11 protein-coding genes and 1 pseudogene are annotated in these 18,596 nt (G+C 75.1%); 8 read left to right on the top strand and 4 right to left on the bottom strand.

What is annotated here, in order from left to right:
• Positions 1-316: 316 nt before the first annotated feature.
• From lpdA to NX801_RS11640, 5 genes are all read left to right on the top strand, one after another.
• Positions 317-1,705 carry a dihydrolipoyl dehydrogenase gene (gene lpdA, locus NX801_RS11660; RefSeq protein ID WP_258787387.1) on the top strand — a complete coding sequence of 463 codons (1,389 nt, stop codon included), beginning with the start codon at positions 317-319 and terminating at the stop codon, positions 1,703-1,705.
• 54 nt (positions 1,706-1,759) lie between these two features.
• The gene (sucB, locus tag NX801_RS11655) at positions 1,760-3,598 is read left to right on the top strand and encodes a 2-oxoglutarate dehydrogenase, E2 component, dihydrolipoamide succinyltransferase (protein WP_258787386.1); all 1,839 of its coding nucleotides are present in this window, start codon (positions 1,760-1,762) and stop codon (positions 3,596-3,598) included.
• 815 nt (positions 3,599-4,413) lie between these two features.
• Positions 4,414-5,031, top strand: coding sequence for a GntR family transcriptional regulator (locus tag NX801_RS11650; protein WP_258787385.1), 618 nt, complete (start codon positions 4,414-4,416; stop codon positions 5,029-5,031).
• 788 nt (positions 5,032-5,819) lie between these two features.
• Positions 5,820-8,507 (top strand): pyruvate dehydrogenase (acetyl-transferring), homodimeric type, encoded by a 2,688-nt coding sequence (aceE, locus tag NX801_RS11645; RefSeq protein WP_258787384.1) that lies wholly within the window; start codon positions 5,820-5,822, stop codon positions 8,505-8,507.
• Between the two features lie 191 nt (positions 8,508-8,698).
• Positions 8,699-9,805, top strand: coding sequence for a helix-turn-helix transcriptional regulator (locus NX801_RS11640; protein WP_258787383.1), 1,107 nt, complete (start codon positions 8,699-8,701; stop codon positions 9,803-9,805).
• Positions 9,806-9,878: 73 nt separating this feature from the next.
• On the opposite strand, the gene NX801_RS11635 is transcribed toward NX801_RS11640, so the two are convergent.
• Positions 9,879-10,841, bottom strand: a complete 963-nt coding sequence (locus NX801_RS11635; protein ID WP_258787382.1) for an SDR family oxidoreductase — start codon at positions 10,839-10,841, stop codon at positions 9,879-9,881.
• A gap of 170 nt (positions 10,842-11,011) precedes the next feature.
• Here NX801_RS11635 and NX801_RS11630 point away from each other — a divergent pair, with 170 nt between their 5' ends.
• Positions 11,012-11,530 carry a DUF4240 domain-containing protein gene (locus tag NX801_RS11630; protein WP_258787609.1) on the top strand — a complete coding sequence of 173 codons (519 nt, stop codon included), beginning with the start codon at positions 11,012-11,014 and terminating at the stop codon, positions 11,528-11,530.
• Between the two features lie 170 nt (positions 11,531-11,700).
• Here NX801_RS11630 and NX801_RS11625 read toward each other — a convergent pair whose 3' ends face one another.
• Positions 11,701-12,276: a GNAT family N-acetyltransferase gene (locus NX801_RS11625; protein WP_258787380.1), complete on the bottom strand. Its 576-nt coding sequence runs from the start codon at positions 12,274-12,276 to the stop codon at positions 11,701-11,703.
• Between the two features lie 43 nt (positions 12,277-12,319).
• Between NX801_RS11625 and NX801_RS11620 the strand changes: the two genes are divergently transcribed.
• Both NX801_RS11620 and NX801_RS11615 read left to right on the top strand, forming a co-directional pair.
• The gene (locus NX801_RS11620) at positions 12,320-13,234 is read left to right on the top strand and encodes a TIGR01777 family oxidoreductase (protein WP_258787379.1); all 915 of its coding nucleotides are present in this window, start codon (positions 12,320-12,322) and stop codon (positions 13,232-13,234) included.
• 753 nt (positions 13,235-13,987) lie between these two features.
• Positions 13,988-15,274, top strand: a pseudogene (locus NX801_RS11615) (NAD(P)/FAD-dependent oxidoreductase); the annotation flags it as partial.
• 739 nt (positions 15,275-16,013) lie between these two features.
• Here the strand turns inward: NX801_RS11615 and NX801_RS11610 are convergent.
• A complete protein-coding gene (locus NX801_RS11610; RefSeq protein ID WP_258787371.1) occupies positions 16,014-16,367 on the bottom strand; it encodes a PRC-barrel domain-containing protein in 354 nt (117 codons plus the stop codon).
• Between the two features lie 176 nt (positions 16,368-16,543).
• Positions 16,544-18,145, bottom strand: coding sequence for an NsdA family TPR-like regulatory protein (locus NX801_RS11605; RefSeq protein WP_258787369.1), 1,602 nt, complete (start codon positions 18,143-18,145; stop codon positions 16,544-16,546).
• Positions 18,146-18,596: the final 451 nt, after the last annotated feature.

Here is an 18,596-nt window from a genome sequence, read left to right as displayed (position 1 = left end):
GGGGCAGACGGGCCGACGGCCGGTCGGGCGCCCGGGGGCGGGAAGCGGCGGCCGGGTCCGGGGACAGCGTCCCGCGCCCACCCACGGGAGCCGGGTGGGCACCGTACGTGAGAAGCGCGCGCCCGGGCGGCGACGTGGGGGAAGTCACGGGCCGGGGCGGGAACGGCCCCGTGCCCCGGTCGGCCGCGACAAGTGCGAAGATGGGTTCCCGGCAGGACAGGGCCCCCACCACAGGGCCGAAGAGACAGCGGCCGAACACCAGCCGCCGACGGTCATCGAGGACCGGCGACCGGCGCACATGCATGGAGGACGTGACGTGGCGAACGACGCCAGCACCGTTTTCGACCTAGTGATCCTCGGCGGTGGCAGTGGCGGCTACGCCGCGGCCCTGCGGGGTGCGCAGCTGGGCCTGGACGTCGCACTGATCGAGAAGAACAAGCTCGGCGGCACCTGCCTGCACAACGGCTGCATCCCGACGAAGGCCCTGCTGCACGCGGGCGAGATCGCGGACCAGGCGCGCGAGGCCGACCAGTTCGGTGTCAAGGCCACCTTCGAGGGCATCGACATCAAGGCCGTCCACAAGTACAAGGACGACGTGATCTCGGGCCTCTACAAGGGCCTCCAGGGCCTGGTCGCCTCCCGCAAGGTGACCTACATCGAGGGTGAGGGCCGGCTCTCCTCCCCCACCTCGGTGGACGTGAACGGCCAGCGGGTCGAGGGACGCCATGTCCTCCTCGCCACCGGTTCGGTCCCGAAGTCGCTGCCGGGCCTGGAGATCGACGGCAACCGGATCATCTCCTCGGACCACGCCCTGACGCTGGACCGCGTCCCGGAGTCCGCGATCATCCTGGGCGGCGGCGTCATCGGCGTCGAGTTCGCCTCGGCGTGGAAGTCCTTCGGCACCGATGTGACGGTCATCGAGGGCCTGAAGCACCTCGTCCCGGTCGAGGACGAGAACAGCTCGAAGCTTCTTGAGCGCGCCTTCCGCAAGCGCGGCATCAAGTTCAACCTCGGCACCTTCTTCCAGGGCGCCGAGTACACCGACAACGGCGTCAAGGTCACCCTCGCGGACGGAAAGACCTTCGAGGCCGAGGTGCTGCTGGTCGCCATCGGCCGCGGCCCGGTCTCCGCCGGTCTCGGGTACGAGGAGCAGGGCGTCGCGACGGACCGGGGCTATGTCCTGGTCGACGAGTACATGCGCACCAATGTGCCGACCATCTCGGCGGTGGGCGACCTCGTCCCGACCCTCCAGCTCGCGCACGTCGGCTTCGCGGAGGGCATGCTGGTGGCGGAGCGGCTGGCCGGTCTGGCGACCGTGCCGATCGACTACGACGGTGTGCCCCGGGTGACGTACTGCCACCCCGAGGTCGCCTCCGTCGGCATCACCGAGGCGAAGGCCAAGGAGATCTACGGCGCGGACAAGGTCGTCGCACTGAAGTACAACCTGGCGGGCAACGGCCGCAGCAAGATCCTGAAGACCGCGGGCGAGATCAAGCTCGTCCAGGTGAAGGACGGTGCCGTGGTCGGCGTCCACATGGTGGGTGACCGGATGGGCGAGCAGGTCGGTGAGGCGCAGCTGATCTACAACTGGGAGGCGCTGCCGGCCGAGGTCGCGCAGCTCATCCACGCCCACCCGACGCAGAACGAGGCGCTCGGCGAGGCCCACCTGGCGCTGGCCGGCAAGCCCCTCCACTCCCACGACTGATCCAGTCCGGGCGCGACGACCACTTTCCGAAATTCGTAAGGAGCAACCGAAACCATGCCGGTTTCCGTAACCCTGCCCGCGCTCGGTGAGAGCGTCACCGAGGGCACCGTCACCCGCTGGCTGAAGGCCGAGGGCGACCGCGTGGAGGCCGACGAGCCGCTGCTCGAGGTCTCCACCGACAAGGTCGACACCGAGATCCCCGCCCCGGCCTCCGGCGTGCTGTCCGCCATCAAGGTCGCCGAGGACGAGACGGTGGAGGTCGGCGCCGAGCTGGCCCTCATCGACGACGGCTCCGGCGCGGCCGAGGCCCCCGCCCAGGAGCAGGCTCCGGCCCAGGAGGAGGCTCCCGCCCAGCAGGAGTCCGCCCCGGCGCAGGAGGCCCCGCAGGCCGCCCCGTCCACCGAGACCGAGACCCCGGCCCCCGCCCCGACCGCCGAGGCGGCCTCCGGCGGCGGCTCGGCCGAGGGCACCGACGTGGTGCTGCCCGCGCTGGGCGAGTCGGTCACCGAGGGCACCGTCACCCGCTGGCTCAAGGAGGTCGGTGACTCGGTCGAGGCCGACGAGCCGCTGCTCGAGGTCTCCACCGACAAGGTCGACACCGAGATCCCCGCGCCCACCGCCGGTGTGCTGCTGGAGATCGTGGTGGGCGAGGACGAGACCGCCGAGGTCGGCGCCAAGCTGGCCGTCATCGGCGCGCCCGGTGCCGCCCCGGCCCAGGCCCCCGCCGCTCCGGCCGAGGCGCCCCAGCAGGAGGAGGCCCCCAAGCAGGAGGCCCCGCAGCCCGAGGCCCCGAAGCAGGAGGCCCCGAAGCAGGAGGCGCCCCAGCCGGCCCCGGCCGCCCCGGCGCAGCCCGCCGCCCAGGCCCCGGCTCCGGCGCAGCCCGCCCCGGCCGCTCCGGCTCCCGCCCCGGCCCAGCCGGCGCCCGCCGCCGCTCCGGCCGCTCCCGCCGCCCCCAAGGGTGACGAGGGCGCCTATGTGACCCCGCTGGTCCGCAAGCTGGCGGCCGAGAACGACGTCGACCTGGGCTCGGTCAAGGGCACCGGCGTCGGCGGCCGTATCCGCAAGCAGGACGTGATCTCCGCCGCCGAGGCCGCCAAGGCCGCACCGGCCCCGGCCGCCGCCGCTCCGGCCGCGTCCGCGCCGAAGGCCCCGGCGCTGGAGGCGTCCCCGCTGCGCGGCCAGACGGTCAAGATGACCCGGATGCGCAAGGTCATCGGCGACAACATGATGAAGGCCCTGCACTCGCAGGCCCAGCTGACCTCGGTGGTCGAGGTCGACATCACCAGGCTGATGAAGCTGCGCGCCCGGGCCAAGGACGCGTTCGCCGCCCGCGAGGGCGTCAAGCTCTCCCCGATGCCGTTCTTCGTGAAGGCGGCGGCCCAGGCGCTGAAGGCCCACCCGGTCATCAACGCCCGGATCAACGAGGACGAGGGCACGGTCACGTACTTCGACTCGGAGAACATCGGCATCGCCGTGGACGCCGAGAAGGGTCTGATGACCCCGGTCATCAAGGGCGCGGGCGACCTGAACATCGCCGGCATCTCCAAGAAGACCGCGGAGCTGGCGGGCAAGGCCCGGGGCGGCGGCCTCACCCCGGACGACATGTCCGGTGCCACCTTCACCATCAGCAACACCGGCTCGCGCGGTGCGCTGTTCGACACGGTCATCGTGCCGCCGAACCAGGTCGCCATCCTGGGCATCGGCGCCACCGTCCGCCGTCCGGTGGTCGTGAACCACCCGGACCTGGGCGAGACCATCGCCATCCGCGATATGACCTACCTGTCGCTCTCCTACGACCACCGCCTGGTGGACGGTGCCGACGCGGCCCGCTACCTGACGGCCGTCAAGGCGATCCTGGAGGCCGGCGAGTTCGAGGTGGACCTCGGCCTCTGAGCCCCCGAGCGGCGCTGAGCCCGACGGGCCCCGCGCCCGTCGCCGGCGCACGGCGGTGCCCCCGTCCGGAGGACTTCCGGCCGGGGGCACCGCCGTATGGCCGTGCGGGGCACTCCCCGGGGAACCTGTACTTCCGGTACCCGACCGGAACCCGTCGGTCCTCCCCCGATGTGATCCCCGTCCCGAACCGGAACCGGAACCGGATCCGCCGGAACCCCCGTGGTAAACCAGAGCGCCGCCCCCGTGAACGGGTGAGCCGCCCCGGCGCCCCGGTCCCGGACCGGTGGTTCCGGGCCGGTGACCCCGTTCCGGGGCAGTGGTTCCGGGTGGGTGACCCCGATCCCGGGTCGGTGGCCCCGATCCCGGGCCGGCGGTCCACCCTGGACCGGTGCCCCCCGGTGGGTGGCCACTCGCTTCGGACCAGGGCCGACGGCCCACCCCGGGTGGGTGCCCCCGTGGGCGCCCACCCGACCCAATCGAGCAGCCTCACCCCCTGTGGGTGCCCACCCGACCCCGACCAGCAGCCCCGTCCCCCGTACGTACCCACCCGACCCGACCGGCGGCCCCACCCCCGTGGGTGCCCACCCGACCCAATCGAGCAGCCTCACCCCCTGTGGGTGCCCACCCGACCCCGACCAGCAGCCCCGTCCCCCGTACGTACTCACCCGACCCGACCCGACCAGCGGCCCCACCCCCGTGGGTGCCCACCCGACCCAATCGAGCAGCCTCACCCCCTGTGGGTGCCCACCCGACCCCGTGGGGGTCCCTCCGGACGAAGTCTGGGGGAGAACCGAGCCCCAAAAAGAGGGAACAGCATGATGCAGTCCGTTTCGCTGCGCGACCAGATCCGCGAGCACATCGTGGAGGGGATCGTCAGTGGTCGCTGGAAGCCGGGCGAGCGGATCGTGGAGCGGCGCATCGCCACGGAGCTGGAGGTCAGCCAGACGCCGGTACGGGAGGCGCTGCGGGAGCTGGAGAGCCTGCGGTTGATCGAGTCGGCGCCGAACAAGGGGGTCCGGGTGCGGAATCTGACCGCGGCGGACCTGGAGGAGAGCTACCCGGTACGGGCGGGTCTGGAGCAGATCGCGGCGGAGCTGGCCGCCGGGCGGCTGGCGGAGGACTGCTCGGCGCTGGAGCCGCATGTGGTGGCGCTGTACGAGGCGGACGCCCGGGGTGACGGGACGGCCCAGGTGCGGCACACGGTGGGCTTCCACCGGGAGCTGGTGCGGGCGGCGCACAACGCGGTGCTGCTGCACACCTGGGAGGGGCTGGGGATCGAGGTGTTCACGGCCCTGTCGATCCGCTGGCTCGGTACGGTGCAGAAGTCGTACGCCGAGGAGCACGAGGACCTGGTCCGGGCCTTCCGGAGGCGGGACCCCAGGATCGGGGTGCTGGTGAAGGAACACGTCCTGGGCTGCGCCCCCCGCGCCTGAGCCAGCGGCCCGTGGGCCGGGCTCGGCCCCGGCCGGGCACAGGCCATCCGTCGGGCTCGGGCCACCGGCCGGCCCCCGGCCCGTCGGCCGCCAGGGTCGGCCCGTCGCCGCGCAGGCCTGGGACACGCCCCGGCCAGACACGGCCCCCACCCGGGCACAGGCCATCCGCCGGACTCGGTTCACCGGCCAGGCACAGGCCAGCTGCCGGCCTCGGCCCATCCGGCTCGGCCCACCGGCCGGACCCCGGCCCCTCGGCCGCCAGGGTCGGCCCGCCGGCCCATCGCCGCGCAGGCCTGGGACACGCCCCGGCTAGGCACGGCCCCAGGGCCGGGCACACCCCCCGGCCGGGCACAGCCCCAGGGCCGGGCACAGGCCATCTGCCAAACTCGGGTGACCGGCCGGCCTCAGGCCAGCTGCCGCGCACGGCCACGGCCGGCCTCAGGCCCGGTTCAGGCCCCCGGTCGGCCTCAGGCCATCCCTCGGCCTCAGGCCATCCGGCTCTGCCCACCCGCCGGGTCCGGGCTCCCGCTCATCGCGCCCACCCCCCGCTCAAAAGCGCGCCCGAATCCCGCCCCACCCCCTCCCCACCTGCGAAAACAAGGCACCGGGTGCCTGTGCCCATGGCACTCAATGCCTACTTTGCCCGGTGACAGAGGTTTTTTGGCATCCCCCTTTGATCGATCATCGATCAGAGTCGTACAGTCATCGGCGGACTTCAACAGAGGTCCGCCGCCCTGTCCTGCCAAGACCAAGGGCTCCCACCCCTTCGACTCCGGAAGGCGGCGCACATGACCGACCCCACCCGCATCCAGCCGAGCGAGCTCGACCAGCTCCCGGACCGGGACCCCGAGGAGACCGCCGAGTGGCAGGCGTCCCTCGACGCCGTCACCGACGCGGCCGGGCCGCACCGCGCCGCCTACCTGATGCGCCGCACGCTGGAGCGGGCCGAGGGCGCCGGTCTGGCGCTGCCCAAGCTGCTGGAATCCGACTACGTCAACACCATCCCGACCGCCGCCGAGGCCACGTACGGCTTCGACGGCGACGAGGAGCTGGAAGCCCGGATCACCGCCTGGAACCGCTGGAACGCGGCGGCCATGGTCACCCGGGGCTCCAAGTACGGGGTCGGCGGCCACATCGCGACCTTCGCCTCCGCCGCCTGGCTCTACGAGACCGGCTTCAACCACTTCTTCCGCGGCAAGGAGGGGGACGGCTCCGGCGACCAGCTCTACATCCAGGGCCACGCCTCCCCCGGTATCTACGCCCGCGCCTTCCTCGACGGCCGGCTGACCGAGGAGCACCTGGACAACTTCCGCCAGGAGGCCGGCGGCAAGGGCCTGCCGTCCTACCCGCACCCGCGCCGGCTGCCCTGGCTGTGGGAGTTCCCGACCGTGTCAATGGGCCTCGGCCCGCTCTCCGCGATCTACCAGGCCCGGTTCAACCGGTACCTCACCAACCGGGGCATCAAGGACGTCTCGAACTCGCACGTCTGGGCCTTCCTGGGCGACGGCGAGATGGACGAGCCGGAGTCCACGGCGGCCCTGGCGCTCGCCGCCCGCGAGGGTCTGGACAATCTGACCTTCGTCATCAACTGCAACCTCCAGCGCCTGGACGGCCCGGTCCGCGCCAACTTCAAGATCGTGCAGGAGCTGGAGGCCCAGTTCCGGGGCGCCGGCTGGAACGTCGTGAAGTCGCTCTGGGGCACCGCCTGGGACGAGCTGTTCCAGCTCGACACCACGGGCGCGCTGGTCCGCCGGCTGCGCGAGGTGCCGGACGCGCAGTTCCAGACGTACGCCACCCGGGACGCCGCGTACATCCGCGAGCACTTCTTCGGCGCCGAGCCGGCCCTGGTCGAGCTGGCCAAGCTGCTCTCCGACGACAAGATCCTGGAGTGCTTCCACCTGTCGCGCGGCGGCCACGAGTCGCGGAAGGTCTTCGCCGCGTACAAGGCGGCCCTGTCCCACCAGGGCGCGCCGACCGTGATCCTCGCCCAGACGGTGAAGGGCTTCACCCTCGGCAAGGGCTTCGAGTCCAAGAACGCCAACCACCAGATGAAGAAGCTGTCGGTGGACGAGTTCAAGGACATGCGGGACCTGCTGGGTCTGCCGATCCCGGACTCCGCCTTCGCCGACGGCCAGGTGCCGTACGGCCACCCCGGCGCCGACTCGGCCGAGGTGCGCTACCTCCAGGAGCGCCGCGCGGCGCTCGGCGGCCCGGCCCCGGCCCGCCGCAGCCACGCCCTGGCCCCGCTGCCCGCGCCGGCCGACAAGAGCTTCGCCGCCTTCGACAAGGGCTCCGGCAGCCAGTCGGTGGCGACCACGATGGCCTTCGTCCGGCTGATGAAGGACCTCATCCGGGACAAGCAGACCGGCCGACGCTGGGTGCCGATCGTCCCGGACGAGGCCCGCACCTTCGGCATGGAGTCGCTCTTCCCGTCGCTCGGCATCTACTCCCCGAAGGGGCAGACGTACGAGCCGGTCGACCGCGACCAGCTGATGTACTACCGCGAGGCCAAGGACGGCCAGATCCTCAACGAGGGCATCACCGAGGCCGGCTCGATGGCCGACTTCATCGCCGCGTCGACCGCGTACGCGACGCACGGCGAGCAGATGATCCCGTTCTACATCTTCTACTCGATGTTCGGCTGGCAGCGGACCGCCGACCAGATGTGGCAGCTCGGTGACCAGCTCGGCCGCGGCTTCCTGGTGGGTGCCACCGCCGGCCGCACCACGCTGACCGGTGAGGGCCTCCAGCACGCCGACGGGCACTCCCCCGTCATCGCGGCCACCAACCCGGCGGCGCTCACCTACGACCCGGCCTTCGCCTACGAGGTGGCGGCCATCGTCAAGGACGGTCTGCGCCGGATGTACGGCGAGGCGGCGCCCGGCGAGGACCCGGACGTCTTCTACTACCTGACCGTCTACAACGAGCCGATGCCGCAGCCGGCCAAGCCCGAGGGCGTGGACGAGGGCATCATCAAGGGCCTCTACCGCTTCAAGGAGGGCCAGGGCGGCGCCGACGACCCGCGCATCCAGCTGCTGGCCTCCGGCACCGCCATCCACTGGGCGCTGAAGGCCCAGGAGATGCTGGCGGCGGAGTGGCACGTCACCGCCGACGTCTGGTCGGCCACCTCCTGGTCCGAGCTGCGGCGGGACGCGCTGGACGCGGACGCGGCGCTGCTGCGCGGCGAGGAGCGGGTGCCGTACGTCCGCCAGGTGCTGTCCGACGCCACCGGCCCGGTGCTGGCGGTCAGCGACTACATGCGCCAGGTCCCGGACCAGATCGCCCAGTGGGTGGACCAGGACTACAGCTCGCTCGGCGCCGACGGCTTCGGTCTGTCGGACACCCGTGAGGCGGCCCGCCGGCACTTCGGCGTGGACGCGGAGTCGATCGTCGTCGCCGCGCTGGCGCAGCTCGCCCGGCGCGGTGAGGTCCCGGCCTCCGCGGTGAAGGAAGCCCGCGAGCGGTACGGGCTGTAACACTCCGGTTCCGGGCGGGGCCCTTGGTCGTACGTGCTGTACGGCCAAGGGCCCCGTCGTCGTTCCCTCGGTACACCGCAGCGGGGTCGTCCGGAGCCAGGGGGCCGGTGGGCCCGCTGCCGGACGACGGCGGGCCCGACGGATGACAGCGGGCCCGACGGACGACGGCGGCCTTGCCGGATGATGGCGGCATGCGTGCTGCCCGGCTGATCAAGATGGTGTTGCTGCTCCAGTCCCGTCCCGCCATGACCGCCGCCGAGCTGGCCCGGGAGCTGGAGGTCTCGGAGCGGACGGTCACCCGGGACGCGCTGGCGCTCTCCGAGGCGGGCATCCCGGTGTACGCGGACCGGGGCCGGGCGGGCGGTTACCGGCTGGTCGGCGGCTACCGGACCCGGCTCACCGGGCTGGACCGGGAGGAGGCCGAGGCGCTGTTCCTCTCCGGGCTGCCGGGCGCGCTGCGGGACCTGGGGCTGGCGGACGCGGCCTCGGCGGCCCGGCTGAAGGTCTCGGCGGCGCTGCTGCCCGCCCTGCGGGACGCGCCCGATTCGGTGGCGCGGCGCTTCCATCTGGACGCGCCCGGCTGGTACCGGGAGCCGGAGACGCCCCCGCTGCTGCCCGCCGTCGCGGAGGCGGTGTGGGACGACCGGCTGATCGGGGCCGGCTACCGGCGGGGCGGCGCCGTGGTGGAGCGGGAGCTGGCGCCGTACGGCCTGGTGCTGAAGGCGGGGGTCTGGTACGTCTGCGCCCGGGTCGCCGGGGCGCCCGCCGGCGCGGCGCTCCGGGTCTACCGGCTGGACCGGTTCACCGCGGTGACCCCGCGCGCCGAACGGTTCGGCCGGGACCCGGACTTCGACCTGCCGGCGTTCTGGGCCGAGTGGGCCGCCCGGTTCAACCGCTCGCTGCTCCGCGCGGAGGCGGTGGTACGGCTCACGGACGCGGGCGCCGCCCGGCTGCCGCACCTCACCGACCGGGCCGCCGCCACCGAGGCGCTGGCGGCGGCCGGTCCCCCGGACGCGGCGGGTCTGGTCACGGTCACCCTGCCGGTGGAGTCGGAGGAGGTGGCGTTCGAGCAGCTGCTCGCGCTGGGCGCGGAGGCGGAGGTGCTGGCCCCCGCCACGCTCCGGGCCCGCTTCCGGGACGCGGCCGCCCGGATGCGTGCCCGGTACGCCGGGGAGAGCGAGGAAGCCGGAGACATCACTGGCACCAGTGGCACCAGTGACATCGAGGGCACCGGGGTGAGCGGTGACCCGGCCCCGGAGACGGCGGACACCCCGCACCCGCCGCCGGACCCGGGCTGAGCCCGGCGGGGAGCAGGCGCCGGGGTACGGGTCCGCCGTCCGCCGGCCAGGTCAGCGGTACTCCTCCGCCGGGTCAGCGGTATTCCCCGGCCGGGGTTGGTTTCCCGCCGTGGACGACCTCGGCGAGGTACCGCCAGGCGTCCGGCCGGGAGCCGTCCGCGTCGGTGAAGCCGTATTCCCGGGCGAGCTGCCCACTGGAGAGCGACTGCCCGGTCCACCGCTGCCGGTCCGGGTCGGCGGCGAGCGCGGCGACCGCCCGGCCGGTGTAGACCGGCGACTCGGAGATGGCGAAGTGCGGGTCCTTGGCGCAGCCGTCCCGCCAGTTCTCCTCCCGTACGCCGAAGTGGTCCAGCATCTGTTCCGAGCGGAGCCAGCCGGGGGTGAGCGCGACCGCCGCGCAGCCGAGGTCCCTGAGGTCCTCGGCCAGGTTGGAGGCCATCCGGATCGGGGCGTTCTTGGCGAGGTCGTAGAAGAAGTTGCCACGGAAGCGCCGGTTGTACTCGGCCGTCCCGTCGGTCATCTCCACCACCAGTCCGCCGGGGTTCCGGATGAGCAGCGGCAGGGCGCAGCTGCTGGTGACGGCATGGCTGCGGACGCCGAGCTCCAGCATCCGCAGGCCCCGGTCCAGGTCGATCTCCCACATCCGGGTGTCGAAGTCCAGCAGATGGTCGCCGCCCCAGATGTCGTTGACCAGGATGTCCAGCCGCCCGCGCTCGGCGTCGATCCGGGCGATCAGCTCCCGTACCTCGTCCGGCACCAGGTGGTCGGTGCGGACGGCGACCCCGGTGCCGCCGGCCGCCGTGATCAGTTCGGCGGTCTCCTCGATGGTCTCGCCCGGCCGGCCGACCTCGCTCACCCGGTCGCGTGTGGTGCGGCCGGTCGCGTAGACGGTGGCCCCGGCCGCGCCGAGCGCCACCGCGATGGCCCGGCCCGCGCCCCGGGTGGCCCCGGCGACCAGGGCCACCCGCCCGGCGAGCGGCCCGGCAGCCGGCTCCGCCGCGAGACCGTTCGCCGCCCCCGGCCGGTCGTCCGTCATCCCACTCCGCGGGCCCGTCGGCCCCGTCTGCTGGTGCGTCGTCATGGCACGAGCCTGGCAGCCAATCCCGACATCCTCTGTCCGGATTCGCCGCCGACATCATCTGTCCGGTTGCGATTCGGTCGCTCCGCGTGCGTCGTTTCCCGGCAGCCGGGATGCTGGGACGCGTGATGGACGAGACGGAGTTCTGGGAGATCATCGACAGCACCCGGGAAGGCGCCGAGGGCGACCCCGAGGACCACGCCGAACTGCTGGTGGAGAGACTGCTCCAGCTCGACCCGGACTCCGTGCTGGACTTCGCCCGGCACTTCGAGGCCCGCTACAACCGGGCCTACACCTGGGAGCTGTGGGGCGCCGCGGCGGTGCTGCTGGACGGCGCCGGCGACGACGCCTTCGACTACTTCCGCTGCTGGCTGATCGGCCAGGGGCGGGAGGTCTTCGAGGGCGCGCTGCACGGGGCGGACGCGCTGGCGGAGCTGCTGGACGACTTCGACGGGGAGATCGACGGGGACGGCGAGGAGCTGGGGTACGCGGCGGACGAGGCGTACGAGCAGCTCACCGGCGCCGTCGCCCCGGAGCTGGGCATCCCGCCGCAGGCGCCCGAACCGGCCGGTACCCCGGTCGACTTCGAGGACGAGGCGGCTCTCGCGGACCGGTTCCCCCGGCTCTGGGAGCGCTTCGCCGCCTGAGGGCCCCTCAGCCCGGGGCGTCCCTCGGGGGCCGGGCCGGCGGTTCCGGCGTCGGGAGCCGTCCCGGCGGCTCCGGCGCCCGGGGGCGGTCCCGGCCGTCCCTCCGGCCATTCGACCGTCCGGGGGACGTCACGACCGTCCCGGGGGACGTCACAGCCGTCCCGGCGGCGCTACGGCCGTCCCGGGGCCGGGGGCCCGTCGGTGAGGGCGCGGCCCATGAAGACGTCGTCCACGTACCGGCCCTCCAGCCGGAACTCCCCGGGCAGTACGCCCTCGACGGCGAAGCCCTCGGACTCGTACAGCCGCCGGGCGGGCATGTTGTGGCTGAGCACCCGCAGGGTGATCCGGGTGGCGCCCTGCCGCCGGGCCTCCGCGAAGGCCGCGCGCAGCAGGGCCCGGGCCACCCCGCCGCCGCGCGCCCGCTCCGCTACGGCCAGCCCCTGGATCTGCCGGACGTGCGCGTTGCAGGCGAGCCGGGTGGGCGGGACCAGCCGCAGATAGCCGACCGGTTCGCCGTCGGGTCCGTCCGCGGGGGCGAGGGCCACCAGATAGTCGGCCGGCCGGTGGTTCACGTCGAAGAACGGGTCGTACGGCGGCCGGGGACGTGGCACGACGGCGTGCAGCGGCGACCAGGTCTCCTGGTCGAGGCGCGCGAGGGGCGCCTCGTCGGTGAACCGGGCCGGGCGTATCCGGACCGGGGGCGGCGGTGTGCCGGACGGACGGGCGGGGGGCGGGGAAACGGGCATGCCCGCCACTGTGCCACGCGGGGCACCCGGGCAGGATGGGGCCATGACTCCTTCTTCCAGCGCCTCCCGTGTCGCGGTCACCGGTTCCGGTGGGCTCATCGGTTCGGCCCTGGTCCGCTCGCTGCGGGCCGGCGGCCATGAGGTGGTGCGGCTGGTGCGGCGGACCCCGCGCTCGGCCGACGAGGCCGAGTGGGACCCCGGGAGCGGCCGGGTCGATCCGGCCGCGCTGCGGGGGTGCGCGGCCGTGGTGCACCTGGCGGGCGCCGGGGTCGGCGACCGGCGGTGGACGGACGCGTACATGCGCGAGATCCGGGAGAGCCGGGTGCGCGGCACGGCCGCGATCGCGGCGGCGGTGGCCGCGCTGGACGAGCCGCCCCGGGTGCTGCTCTGCGGCTCGGCCATCGGCTACTACGGCGACACCGGGGACCGGGCGGTGGACGAGTCGGGGCCCGCCGGGAACGGGTTCCTGCCGTCGGTCTGCCTGGAGTGGGAGGCGGCGGCCGAACCGGCCCGGGCGGCGGGGGTGCGGGTGGCGTACGCCCGTACCGGACTGGTGGTGGCCCGGGAGGGCGGCGCCTGGGGGCGGCTCTTCCCCGTCTTCCGGGCCGGGCTCGGCGGGCCGCTGGGCTCCGGACGGCAGTACTGGAGCTTCATCGCGCTCCACGACGAGGTGGCGGCGCTGCGGCACATCCTGGACACCGAGGCGCTCGCCGGTCCGGTGAACCTCACCGCCCCGGAGCCGGTCACCAACCGGGAGGTGACGGCGGCGATGGGCCGGGTGCTGCACCGCCCGGCGGTGCTGCCCGTCCCGGCGGTGGCGCTGCGGCTGGCCCTCGGCCGGTTCGCCGGGGATGTGCTCGCCAGCCAGCGGGTGGTGCCGTCCCGGCTGCTGGAGACGGGTTTCCGGTTCGCCTTCCCGACCGCCGACAGCGCAATCGCGGCGGCGCTGGGGCGGTGAGCCGCGGCAAGGGGCACGGAGCGCCCGGGCGGTGTCCGGTGCCCGCCCGGCGCCGAGCGGCGGCACCCCGGTGCCGAGCGGGAGCGCCGGGAGGCCGGGGCGCGAGCGACGGCGCCGGGCGGCAGAAGACCGAGCGGCGGCACCGGGGCAGTGGGCGGCGGCACCGGGGCGGTGGATGAGCGCGGCCAGGCGGTGAGCGGCGGTGCGTGGCGGCGCCGGAGGCCGAGCGGCGGCACCGCGGGCTGAGCGGCGGCGGGCGGGCGCCGGGTGAACCGCCGGCCGGTGGGCGGCCGGCCAGGGGCCTTCCGGTCGTGCCCGGACGGCGGGCGGAGACGTCGGAGCCCAGTGGCGGCGGTCAGGTGGTGAGCGTGGCGGCCGCGCCACCACCTCGTACGTGTACCGCTCATGCGCTCATACCGGCCCATGAACTCCGCCCGGCGGCGCCCGCGTACCGGGGACGAATCCGGGGGTGACGGCTGAGCCGGACGGGGTACCCGGGGCCAGGTGTACGGCTCCGGGCCCGGCGCTCCGGGCGCACGGAACCGGCTTCCGGCGCACGGACCCGTCCTCCGGGGCACGCCGCGGCACCGGTGGCCGCCCCGGGACCCGGCGGGAGGCCGCCCGCGTCCCGGTCCGCGATCCGGTTCGGGGGCCTGCGGACAGGTGTGCGACCCCGTGCTCCGGTGCGGGACCGGGAGCGGGTGGTCCGGAGTCCGGCAGCGGGAATGAGCCCGCCACGCACCGCACCGCCACTTCGGGGAGGGACCCGTGCTCAGTACCGCTCACCACGCGGACGTCGTTGTCGTCGGGGCCGGCGTCGCCGGGCTGTCGGCCGCTCAGCGGCTGGTCGGCGCCGGTCTGACGGTGATCGTTCTGGAGGCCGCGCCGCGCGTCGGCGGCCGGCTGACCACCGACCGGGTGGACGGCTTCCGGCTCGACCGGGCAGGTCAGCCGCTGAACACCGCGTACACCGGGATCGACGTCACCGAGCTGCGGTTGTTCCGGCCCGGGGTGCTGGTTCACAGCGACGGCCGGCTGCACCGGACCGGAGACGGGGGGAGCGCCCGGGGCGCACTCATCAGGGCGCGCGCCCTCGCGAGCGCCCCCAGGCCGCTGGGCCCCGCGCGGCCGGGCGGACCGCTGAGCCAGGCGCGGCTGGGGACCACGCTCTCCCGGCTCGCCGCCACCCCGGCCGACCGGCTGCTCGCCCGCCCCGACCGGCCGGCCAGGACCGCTCCGGCGTTCCTGCGGCCGCTGCTGTCGGCGCTGCTCGGCGACGCCGGACTCTCGACCTCCAGCCGCTGTGCTGACCTGGCGCTGCGGGACCTGGCCCGGGGCCGGCTCTGCGTCCCGGCGGGCGGGGCGTCCGCGCTCCCCGAGCGGCTGGCCGCCGGACTGCCGGAGGGCACGGTACGGACCGGGGTGCGGGTGACGGACGCCTCCATCGACCGGGTGGTCACCGCCGGGCACGGCGAGTTCCGGTGCCGGGCGGTGGTGGTGGCCACCGGTGCCCGGGTCGCCGCCGAGCTGCTGCCGGGGCTGCGGGTGCCGGACTTCCACCCGCTGACGGTGCTGCACCATGCCGCTCCGGCCGCCCCGGGGGTCGATCCGGCGCTGCTGGTGGACGGCGACCGGACCGGGCCGGTGGCGCACACGGCGGTGATGAGCGGCGTCGATCCCTCCCGGGCGCCGCGCGGCCGGGCGCTGATCACCTCCACGGTGCTGGGCCCGCTCCGTCCGGACGGGCTGGACGCCCGGGTGCGGCGCCAGCTGGCCGCGCTCTACGGGGTGCCGACCGCCGACTGGGAGCTGCTGGCGGTCCACCACGACCCGGAGGCGCTTCCGGCGATGCCGCCGCCGTACGACCCGAGGCGCCCGGTGCGGCTGCTGGCGGGGCTGTACGTGTGCGGCGACCACCGGGACACCAGCGGCGTCCAGGGCGGGCTGCGCTCCGGCCGCCGGGCGGCCCGGGCGCTGCTGCGGGACCTCGGCATCCAGCCGGACCAGCACCCGGCCGAGCTCCAGACGGCAGCCGCGTAACCCCGCGACCGGGACCCGCCCCTCCCGACGAGGTCGGTCCCCGGGGCCGACCCCGGCGGCTCGGAGGTCGGGCTCCCGAAGACCCCGGGAACGGACGCCGCAGGTCCGGGACCCGGCTCCCGGTGGCTCGGGGGCCGGGCGCCCCGGTGGCTCGGAGGGCCGGGCCCCCGGAGGCCCGGGGACGGACGCCGGAGGCTCGGAGGTCGGGCCCCCCGGAGGCCCGGGGACGGACGCCGGAAGCCCAGGCCTCCGAAGACCCGAGCCCCCGCAGGTCCGGGACCCAGGTCCCGGGGGCCCGGGCCCGACCGCCGGAGGCCCGGGACTTCCGGTCACCCGGGACCCGTCCTCCGGAGGGCTCGGGGGGCGGGCGCCTCGATGGCTCGGAGGGCCGGGCCCCGGAAGCCCAGGAACGGACGCCGGAAGCCCGGGACCCGTTCCCCGGAGGCTCGGAGGTCGGGCCCCCCGGAGGCCCGGGGACGGACGCCGGAGGCCCAGGACTTCCGGTCACCCGGGACCCGTCCTCCCGAGGGCTCGGGGGCCGGGCGCCCCGGAGGGCCGGGAGGGACAGGGCCCCGGTCAGGAAAGCGGATCAGGGGCCCCGGGCCGCCGCCCCCGGGCACACGAACGGCCGTGCTCCGGGCCTGGGCATCGCCCGCCCGGAGCACGGCCTCCACTCCGCCCGACGGCCGACCGCCCCGGCCGCTCAGGCGGCTCCGGAGCGGTCGGCGCGTGCCGGGTCTCAGATGTGCGGGTTGCCGCTGTAGTACGTACCGACCTGCTGGTGGTAGCCCTCGTCGCCGAGGTGCTGGTCCTTGTCGAACTCGGGAGCGTTCTTGATCTGCTCCTTCGTCCGGTCGACGTAGATCCGCTCCTCGGTGTCGTCGATCCGGGCGACCGTCCCGGCGGGCAGCAGGACGTGCTTGCCGAAGATCCACGGTCCGGTGTCCACGACCAGGTAGGCGGAGCCGACCTCGTCGGAGTGCTTGTCCACCTTGCCGATGGACCCGTCGGTGGCCTCGACCTTGTACCCGATGAGGTCCTTGCCCGCCGCCCGGCCGGCCGTCGGCTGGTAACCCCACACGTCTGCGCTCATCGCTCTGCAACTCCTCGTGCCCGGCGCCTGCTCGGCGCGTCCCGGATGTGCCGGCCGCCCGGCGGCTCCCGGGCGGCTGGTCGTCCGGATGCCCGGCTTTCCGGCGGCTACGCGTGGCCGCGCGTTCTTCCGTCGTCCTTCCGTCACCGGCTCCGCGAGGCCCCCGGCCGGACCCCTCAGCCCAGCACCGCCACCCGGTCCCGGTAGGTACGGACGGCCGCCGCGTCCCGGTACGGTTCGAGGCGGCGCTCGAAGTCCCGTACGTACTCCACGGCACGGGCCGAGCGCATCTCCGCCGCCTGCTGCGCGGCCTCGGCGCCCAGTGCGCACGCCTGGTCCAGCTCGCCCAGCCCCAGCCGGGCGGAGGCCAGCACGACACGGCAGAAGAGCCGGCTGCGGGCGTTCCCGGGCGCGTGCAGTCGCAGCGAGCGCTCGGCCTGCTGGGCGGCGGCCCGGTACTGCTGGAGGTCCCGGTGGCAGTGGCCGGACTCGTCCGCGAGCTGCGCCTCGTCGAAGAGCCGCGCCCAGAACGGCACGTCGTCGCCCGGCCGGGCGGCCTCCAGGGCCCGCTCGGCCCGGGTCAGGGCGGCGGCGCAGGCCCGGGCCTCGCCGAGCACCGCGTGGCCGCGGGCCTCCCCGGCGTACAGCAGCGCCTGCACCACGGGCGGCGCCGAGGAGCCGACGCCCTGCTGGGCCACCCGCGCCAGCTGGACCGCCTCCCGGCCGTGGCCCAGATAGACGGCCTGGCGGCTCATGGTGATCAGGACATAGGAGCCGTACGCCCGGTCGCCGGCCGCCTGGGCCAGCCGCAGCGCCTGGACGAAGTACCGCTGGGCCAGCCCGTGGGCCGCGATGTCGTACGAGGTCCAGCCGGCCAGCCGGGTCAGGTCGGCGGCGGCAGCGAAGAGCCGGCGCCCGGTGGCCTCGCCGTAGCTGCCGCGCAGCATGGGCTCGGTCTCGTGCTCCAGATAGCGGACGAGCGCCTGCCGGGCGTGGCCGCCGCCGTACGCCTGGTCCAGGGAGCGGAACAGCTCCCCGACCGAGCGGAGGGCCGCGATGTCGCCGCTGGAGACCCGCTGGCCGGGTCCCCGCTCCGTGGCGCGGTGCCGGGTCGCCGGCCCGCGCCCCTGGACCGGCACCCGGGGCTCGGGCGGGAGCTGCGGCGCGTACGGGCCCGGCGGGAGCTGCGGTACGGGCAGGCCGGGCGGAAGCCGCGGCCCCGGCGGGGCGCCCGGGACCCGGGACTCGGGCCCGCCGCCCGGCGCCCTGGGTCCGGGCGGGCCGGCGGAGGGTCTGGACCCGGGCGGGCCGGGCGGCGTATCGCCCCGGGCCACCCGCTCGTCGGGGCGGCCGATCAGCCAGTCGCGGCTGGGCACCACCAGACCGGCCGGGGTGAAGGCGATCTTGCGCAGCTCGGCATGGCTGCCGGAGTCCTTGCGCCAGAGGCCGCTGACGATGTCCACGGCCTCCTCCGGCGTCGCCGCGAACTCCAGCCCCGCGTAGACCGGGGCGCAGGCGTCGAGCCCCAGGTCCTGGGCGGTCAGCCGCCGCCCGAGCCGCCGGGTGAAGACCTCCGCGATCAGCGCGGGGGTGGTGCCGCGCGGCTGCTGTCCGCGCAGCCAGCGCGTGACGGAGGTCTTGTCGTACCGCAGGTCCAGACCGTGTTCCAGGCCGAGCTGGTCGACGCGTCTGGCCAGCCCGGCGTGGGAGAACCCGGCCTCGGCGATGAGCGCCGCCAGCTTCCGGTTGGGGTTGCGCGGCGCGGGTCGGTCCGTCATCTGCTCTGCGGTCTCCTGCCTTCCGGACCGGGGCGCGGCCCCCTCCGGGCCGGGGAAACGGCCCCTTGGGATCGGCGCGAACTTAGCCGGAGTCGGCGTCCGTACCGCCACCTTCGCCCCACATTCATCCGATCGTGTGAGGATTGGAGCGGCGCTGACGGGAGGCGCGAGCCTGCCCGCCGACCGCCCCCGTCCGCCCCCGCACGCCCCGCCTCCGCCCCTCCCCCACCCGCTGCCTCACCCTCCCCCCGGCCCCGTCCCGCCCCTTCTCCCGGCCCCTGTCCCGCCGCCCCTCCCGCTCCCTCTCCCCGGCCGCCGCGTCACCCCTCCGGGCTTCCTGCCACGCCGCCGCACCGCCCGCCTCCACCCCCCTCCCCCCTCCCGCCCCCCTCGCTCTCGCGCGGCGCTCTCCGCCCTGCTCGACCGCCAGTGCGATCGCCGCCGTACAGTG

Origin of the sequence: Streptomyces pyxinae (assembly GCF_024756275.1) — a bacterium.
GTDB lineage: Bacteria > Actinomycetota > Actinomycetes > Streptomycetales > Streptomycetaceae > Streptomyces > Streptomyces pyxinae.
This window is presented reverse-complemented; position numbering and strand designations above follow the sequence as displayed.